The sequence below is a fragment of the Sulfuricurvum sp. PD_MW2 genome, assembly GCF_002633015.1.
Classification (GTDB): domain Bacteria; phylum Campylobacterota; class Campylobacteria; order Campylobacterales; family Sulfurimonadaceae; genus Sulfuricurvum.
In genome coordinates this window covers 89,649-96,359 of record NZ_NSIU01000005.1, presented here as the reverse complement: position 1 = coordinate 96,359, position 6,711 = coordinate 89,649, and the positions used below count along the sequence as shown (strand labels likewise).

Below are 6,711 nucleotides of genomic sequence, written 5' to 3'. Positions count from 1 at the left end.
GTATATATCAGTACATTACTTTTAGTTTCGAATGCTGTGGCAATGCAAATCTTTTTTAAAACACTGACAGGAAAGACGATTGCTTTAGAAGTTGAAGCGAGCGATACAATTGAAAATATAAAAGCTAAAATACAAGATAAAGAAGGACTTTCTCCAGAACAGCAAACTCTTATATTTAATGGAAGTGAGTTAAAAGAAGGGCATACTTTGGCTGATTATAACATCCGAAAAGAGGCTGTTTTAAATCTTACTTTACAAGAAAGACGAAGTGATAGCGACGAAATAGTTGACCAACGTATAGGGATTACTACGACTATTGAAAATAATATACAAAATGTTTTAGAAACAATGCCAATACCCTCGGATTCAATAGTTCCAGATAAGAACATATGTCCTTATTAATAAAGCGGCGTGCTCAATGGATTGATGACTCGAAGTTACACGATAAAAATAATGTTGTTGTACTTGATTGTTGAATGGGCGTAATGATTTGTGGAATGTGATGGCGGGCCACCAAGGATTTGAACCTTGGGAGGTGTTACCCTCGCCGGTTTTCAAGACCGGTGCAATCGACCACTCTGCCAGTGACCCGTAGTAAAATTGAAGCTATCTTTTTCTAACTTGGAGGCGGCACCCGGATTCGAACCGGGGATCAAAGCTTTGCAGGCTCATGCCTTACCGCTTGGCTATGCCGCCACCATAAATGGTGCCCGGAGCCGGACTTGAACCGGCACAGTGTTACCACCGAGGGATTTTAAGTCCCTTGCGTCTACCGATTTCGCCATCCGGGCTTCACGTAGAAAAAAATATCTCAGCTCAAACATCAAAATCAATGCTTCAGCTAAGATGACATGGAGCGGGAAACGAGGTTCGAACTCGCGACCCCAACCTTGGCAAGGTTGTGCTCTACCACTGAGCTATTCCCGCATTGTTTTTGTGGAATGGAAGTATAGCAAAAAAAATATTCGGTGTAAAGAGTTTTTAGAGAAAATTTTCGTATAATCACGATAACTATAAAAATGAGCTGGATATTTCCGCTTTTGCGGGGATAACGAGACATAAAGGATTTCCATGCGCAGTGATACTATTAAACGGGGATTTGATAAAACGCCTCATCGTAGCTTGCTCCGAGCTACCGGACTCAAAGATGAAGATTTCAATAAACCGTTTATCGGAGTGGCGAACTCTCATATCGATATTATTCCGGGACACTTTTTTCTTCAAGAGTATGGACGAATTGTCAAAGAGGCGATTCGTGAAGCGGGAGGAGTTCCGTTTGAGTTTAATACGATCGGTGTTGACGATGGTATTGCAATGGGACATGATGGGATGCTGTACAGTTTGCCAAGCCGTGAACTGATCGCAGATAGTATCGAAACGGTGATGAATGCGCATAAGCTTGATGGGCTTATCTGTATCCCTAACTGTGATAAGATCGTTCCGGGGATGCTGATGGGAGCACTTCGCGTCAATGTTCCGACTATCTTTGTTTCGGGCGGACCGATGAAGGCGGGACACAAGAAAGACGGTACGCCGATCGATTTGGCAACAGCGTTTGAAGCGGTCGGAAAACACGCTGATGGTAAAATGTCTGATGAAGAGCTCTATGAGATCGAATGTGAAGCGTGTCCAAGCGGCGGATCATGTTCAGGTATGTTTACGGCAAACTCGATGAATACTCTTTGTGAAGCGATGGGAGTAGCGTTGCCGGGTAATGGTACGGTTTTGGCAATGACTCCGGAGCGTATCGAAATGGTCAAAATAGCAGCTCGCCGTATTGTAGAAATGGTCAAAGATGAAAATAGCGCTAAATGGAATATGCGCAATATTCTCAATGAAAAAGCGATTCACAATGCATTTGTTGTCGATATGGCAATGGGTGGAAGTTCGAATACAGTTCTTCATATGCTTAGTATCGCAAAAGAATCAGAGGTTGATTTTGACATTACTCAAATCAATAAAATCTCTGAGAATGTTGCTCATATCGCAAAAATCTCTCCGTCACTCTCAACCGTACATATGGATGATATCAACCGAGCGGGCGGGGTTAATGCGGTTATGAAAGAGGTTAGCCGACGCGGCGGCATCCTTCACACCGATGCGATGACGGTTACGGGTGAAACACTTGGTGAGCGGATCAAAGATGCGGTGATCAAAGATCCGAACATTATCCATACTAATGAAAATGCGTATTCTCCTGTGGGCGGACTTTCTATTTTGTTCGGTAACCTTGCGGAAGAGGGAGCGGTTGTCAAAACGGCAGGGATCACTCCGAATATGCGCAAGTTCAAAGGCTCTGCGGTTTGTTTTAACAGCCAGCAAGAAGCGATTGCCGGAATCGTCGGACACAAAGTAAAAGCGGGCGATGTCGTTGTTATCCGCTATGAGGGGCCGAAGGGTGGACCAGGGATGCAGGAGATGCTTGCTCCGACAGCCCTCATTATGGGAATGGGGCTGGGTGAGAGCGTTGCTCTCATCACGGACGGACGATTTTCGGGTGCGACACGCGGAGCCTCTATCGGTCACGTCAGTCCAGAAGCGGCGGAGGGCGGTTTGATTGCCCTGATCGAAGACGGCGATGAGATTGAACTCGATGTCGATACTCACCTCTTGCAACTCAATGTAAGCTATGAAGTATTGGAACAACGCCGTTTGCATTGGAAACCGATCAAAAAAGAGATCCCTTCCAAATGGTTAAAACGCTACAGCCTTCTTGTTTCTAATGCCTCTAACGGCGCCGCTCTTAAAACAGAGTTATAAAATTCAGGTACCGGAGGGTTGAAACTCCGGTACGATTTTTCGCAATGCTTCTATAATATTCGTGCTCTCGGATAGATTCTCAATATCTTCTTTTAACATATCGATCGGATAATCGGTTGAACCGGCAATCATAATCGATTCATACGACGTTTTTTGTTCACTATCATCGATCAAAAGTTCTTCATACAGTTTTTCACCGGGACGCAATCCCGTATAGACGATTTCGATTGGCTGGGTGGCATAAAGACGGATCATGGTTTTTGCCAGATCAGCGATTTTAACACTTTCACCCATATCGAGGATAAACAGCTCTCCGCCTCGTGCGATGGCTGCCGCTTGGAGCACCAGCTGACACGCTTCGCTGATCAGCATAAAATAGCGGGTAATATCGGGATGGGTCAGGGTGATCGGACCGCCCGTCTCGATTTGAGCTTTGAATTTCGGGATAACACTGCCGCTGGAGCCGAGGACATTTCCGAAACGGACGGCTACGATTTCACTATTGCGAGGATCAACGTTCTGGGCATAGAGTTCTACAATCCGTTTCGTTGTCCCCATGACATTGGTGGGGCGAACTGCTTTGTCGGTGGAGATAATGACGATTTTTGGGACATTATGCTCGATGGCGCTGTCGATTACGTTGCGACTGCCGATAACATTGTTTTTGATTGCCATCGGGATATTGGCTTCACACAAAGGTACATGTTTGTATGCAGCGGCGTGGATAACAATATCAGGTACACCGTTTCGGATAATCTCATCTAAAGTCTCTTTATCGGTAATACTGCACAGATACAGTTCGGCAGAGGGGAGTTTTTCTCCGATTTGATAGAGGTTGAATTCGCTATGTTCGACCAAAAGAAGTTTGGATGCGCCGAAACGGTGGCATTGCAGCGAGATTTCACTTCCGATACTTCCTCCGGCGCCGGTAATGAGGACATTTTTTCCGCGGATAAAAGCCTCGATGGTTTGGGTATCGAGATCTTTTGGATGGCGTGCGAGCAACTCTTCGACCGATAAGGAAGTAATTGATTCTTTCCCGTCCGATAAAAGGGTAGAGCGTTTGATATCGCTGATGCCTGCATCGGAAAGAATCTGATATGCATTTTGAAGCGATTCGCTCGGGAGTGAACCGTCGATAATCGCAGCTTCGATGTTAAGGGTATTGATCAATCCGCTCAGGTCTGAAGAGGCAGAAATTTTGATATTTTGAATAGTCGATCCCACCATGTTTTGTGTTGATTCATCAATTGCCATAATGGAGATAGGATAATAGTCGTGCGAACTTTCAACCATACTTTTAATGAGATTAGCGGTATTAGGAGAAATTCCCACAATAATTGTCGCTTTATTGGCTACCGTTTTTGTTGATTCAACTAAGAGTCTTTTTGAAAAACGGAGTGCTCCTACTAAAACAAGGGACAAGATTAAATCGATCCCGATAACGCTGCGCGGCATCGGGAGAAATAGCGGCGTATTAATGGCGTATAAAAGAAAAAATGCACTTGATGCCAGAATATGGGCGTAAAAAAGTTGTTTGGCGTCATGAAGGCCGAAAAAACGCCATGTCATACGGTAAATACCGAAAAGATAAAAACTGCCCCATTTCAAGAGGGTAAGGGCAAAAAAGACGATATAAAATTTTGCCATATAGTGATCGGGAATCATAAAATCAAAGCGCAAAGAGTAGGCAAGATAGAGAGTGATAAAAAATAAAATAAGATCAGCGCTTAAAAAAAAGAGCATCCGATTCACAAAGTTGGGAGAGAGCAGAGGCGCTCTCCCTTCGATAGTGGTTAATTTCATCCGTTAGATCTTTAATTTGTAAATTTTTGTCAGAGGACTGAGAATGACGGGTTGGAAGAGATTTTTGTCATATTGTTCAAATACAAACATCTGGATATAGGTTGAGTTAAAAAAGTAATCATCCACTACCAAGAATTGTCCGTAACTTGCCATAAAAATGACCGTTAGTCCATCCGAAGCAAATGCCTGTCGGGTAATTTGAAGTTTTTTGTCGTTGTCATATCCTACTTGGTAAAATGCCTTGATAGGGACATTTTTTGTACCAAGTTTTAAGCTGCTCGTTGCTTTTTCGATCGCAACACCTTGTGCTAAATCGATTGTTTTTCCGGTATCTTGAAAATTTTGAGTTAAGTAAAAGAAAGGCTGCGGAAGCGTTTTACCTGTTTTGAGATCAAGATTGCTAAACAATGTAACGGTAGGGAAAATTTCCATCATTCGTAAAGGAAGATAGAGATACACATCACGCGTTTTTGTCGGAGTTTTGTATTCAGGCAGAGCGATAGCATTGATGAAGTCGTTAGGATCTTTAAATCCTTCTTTGTTCATCATGTACTCTAATACGCTCGGATAGGTAGCATTTTTTTCTTGGAATATTTTTTCAAGATACTCTGTATTGAGCCGCATCATATGGGCAACGGAGAGAGGATCATTCCCTGTCAATACAAAAGATACCGGGTAGTTTTGTCCTCCGGAGTGTTGTGCCCCGTCTGCCCATGTTTTTACGTCGGAATAATACCGAATCGGAAATCCGTAATCCCACCATCCGATCATATAATCTTCACCGGAGGCCATTTTGTTGAGTTCGGTTAGCGCAACCACTTCGCTGTCGTTGAGTACGGTAGGGGTGAGATACTCTTTGGCATGGGTATAGTTGGGATATAAGGCCGCAAGGGTAAGAACGGCTATACTAAGATACTGTAATAAAGGTTTTTTCATTTGCTGAGAGATCAATAGTATTAAAAATGCGAGTCCGATTGCAAGCGGTGGAACGGCATAAATGGTGAATCGTAGCCCTGCAGACATAGCGATAAAACCTAATCCCGCAAGCGGTAAAGTGATAAGAAGAGGTCGATACGCAATCAGAACCAGAATATATCCGATGAGTGCGAAAATAAACGTAACGGTATGTCCGCTGATCCGCTCGGCAAAGAGGGTGAACGGAATATGCCCTGCTTCGCGTACGGTTGAAACGACATTGTAGAAAACTAAGCCTGAAGGGGCATTGTTTTTGTTCCCGCTAAAGAGATACCCTTTGATAAAATGGAGAATCGGCTCAATTCCGCCGGTGAAAAAATATAAGGCAATGACGAGTGCGAAAATAGCTCCGAACACTCTGAAAGAGAGATCTTTTTTATAGTGAAAAACAGCAAAAACAACGAGGGCCAATCCCGCTTTTGCACTGAACGGGATCGCTAAAATCCCAATAAGGATAAAAAGGGCAATTTTATAGAAATACAGATTTTTACGATCGAAAACAAGGGTATAGCCTATAATCATCGCGAATAAGGCTGTATCTAACGCATATGCTTGCGGATACCACCATTGATACAGAGCAATCGAGATTGAAATGGGGATCAGATAGCGGTTTCTCTGATGGGTGATGGCGAGAATCAGAGAAAACATTTCCAATACAGGAAATACGATATTAAGCATATCGGTATCGTAATACCCTACCATCGTACGATTATAATAACTGTTGGCGATGGATGCAACCAAGGCAGCTATAAATCCCATCGTTGTTTGATTAAGCGCTCTTCCGATAAGAATGAGAGGAATAACAATCAGCGAACCGATAAATGCAGGCATGTAAAGAATCAAGGTTTCAAAGCTGACGGGAACGATTTTAGAAAGAGAAGCGGTTAGTTGTGAAGGTGCTTCATCAACAGGGGATTGATCGTTGGTATTATGGCTCCCGGCAAGAATATCGCGTGCCCCTTCTGCAAAATAGTAGCCGTCATTATTGTTGATCATCAATTCATTGTTCCAATGAAATTGAGGTGCGTTTTTGACTGCGTCAACCCATGTGAAACGGACTGCAATGGCAAAAATGTAAGCGATTGCAATAAAGATAAATAATGCACGCAAAGAATTGCGCTCTTCGTGTAGTTTTAGCATTGTATGTCTTACTCCGTTTTTGATAGGGTA

The 6,711-nt window shown here is 43.4% G+C and carries 4 protein-coding genes and 4 tRNA genes; 2 read left to right on the top strand and 6 right to left on the bottom strand.

What is annotated here, in order from left to right; genetic code table 11:
• Positions 1-402: ubiquitin-like protein (locus CJD30_RS04245; RefSeq protein ID WP_294916613.1), on the top strand; the 402-nt coding region annotated here is incomplete at its 5' end.
• Positions 403-503: 101 nt separating this feature from the next.
• Here CJD30_RS04245 and CJD30_RS04240 read toward each other — a convergent pair.
• The 4 genes from CJD30_RS04240 to CJD30_RS04225 all read right to left on the bottom strand — a co-directional run bounded on the left by CJD30_RS04240 (position 504) and on the right by CJD30_RS04225 (position 927).
• Positions 504-591, bottom strand: a tRNA-Ser gene (locus CJD30_RS04240).
• Positions 592-622: 31 nt separating this feature from the next.
• Positions 623-696 (bottom strand) — tRNA-Cys (locus CJD30_RS04235).
• A gap of 8 nt (positions 697-704) precedes the next feature.
• Positions 705-791 (bottom strand) — tRNA-Leu (locus CJD30_RS04230).
• A gap of 61 nt (positions 792-852) precedes the next feature.
• Positions 853-927: transfer RNA gene (locus CJD30_RS04225), tRNA-Gly, on the bottom strand.
• A 144-nt stretch (positions 928-1,071) separates the two neighbouring features.
• On the opposite strand from CJD30_RS04225, the gene ilvD reads away from it, so the two are divergent.
• On the top strand, positions 1,072-2,760 hold the full coding sequence (gene ilvD / locus CJD30_RS04220) for a dihydroxy-acid dehydratase (RefSeq protein ID WP_294916611.1): 1,689 nt from the start codon (positions 1,072-1,074) through the stop codon (positions 2,758-2,760).
• A 3-nt stretch (positions 2,761-2,763) separates the two neighbouring features.
• On the opposite strand, the gene CJD30_RS04215 is transcribed toward ilvD, so the two are convergent.
• A complete protein-coding gene (locus CJD30_RS04215) occupies positions 2,764-4,566 on the bottom strand; it encodes a nucleoside-diphosphate sugar epimerase/dehydratase (RefSeq protein ID WP_294916609.1) in 1,803 nt (600 codons plus the stop codon).
• Between the two features lie 3 nt (positions 4,567-4,569).
• Positions 4,570-6,681, bottom strand: a complete 2,112-nt coding sequence (locus CJD30_RS04210) for an STT3 domain-containing protein (RefSeq protein WP_294916605.1) — start codon at positions 6,679-6,681, stop codon at positions 4,570-4,572.
• Between the last annotated feature and the right edge of the window lie 30 nt (positions 6,682-6,711).

What these genes read in the sequence shown, in the direction of transcription:
- CJD30_RS04210 (WP_294916605.1), bottom strand. Translation starts at nt 6,681, where the DNA reads ATGCTAAAACTACACGAAGAGCGCAATTCTTTGCGTGCATTATTTATC.
- ilvD (WP_294916611.1), top strand. Translation starts at nt 1,072, where the DNA reads ATGCGCAGTGATACTATTAAACGGGGATTTGATAAAACGCCTCATCGT.
- CJD30_RS04215 (WP_294916609.1), bottom strand. Translation starts at nt 4,566, where the DNA reads ATGAAATTAACCACTATCGAAGGGAGAGCGCCTCTGCTCTCTCCCAAC.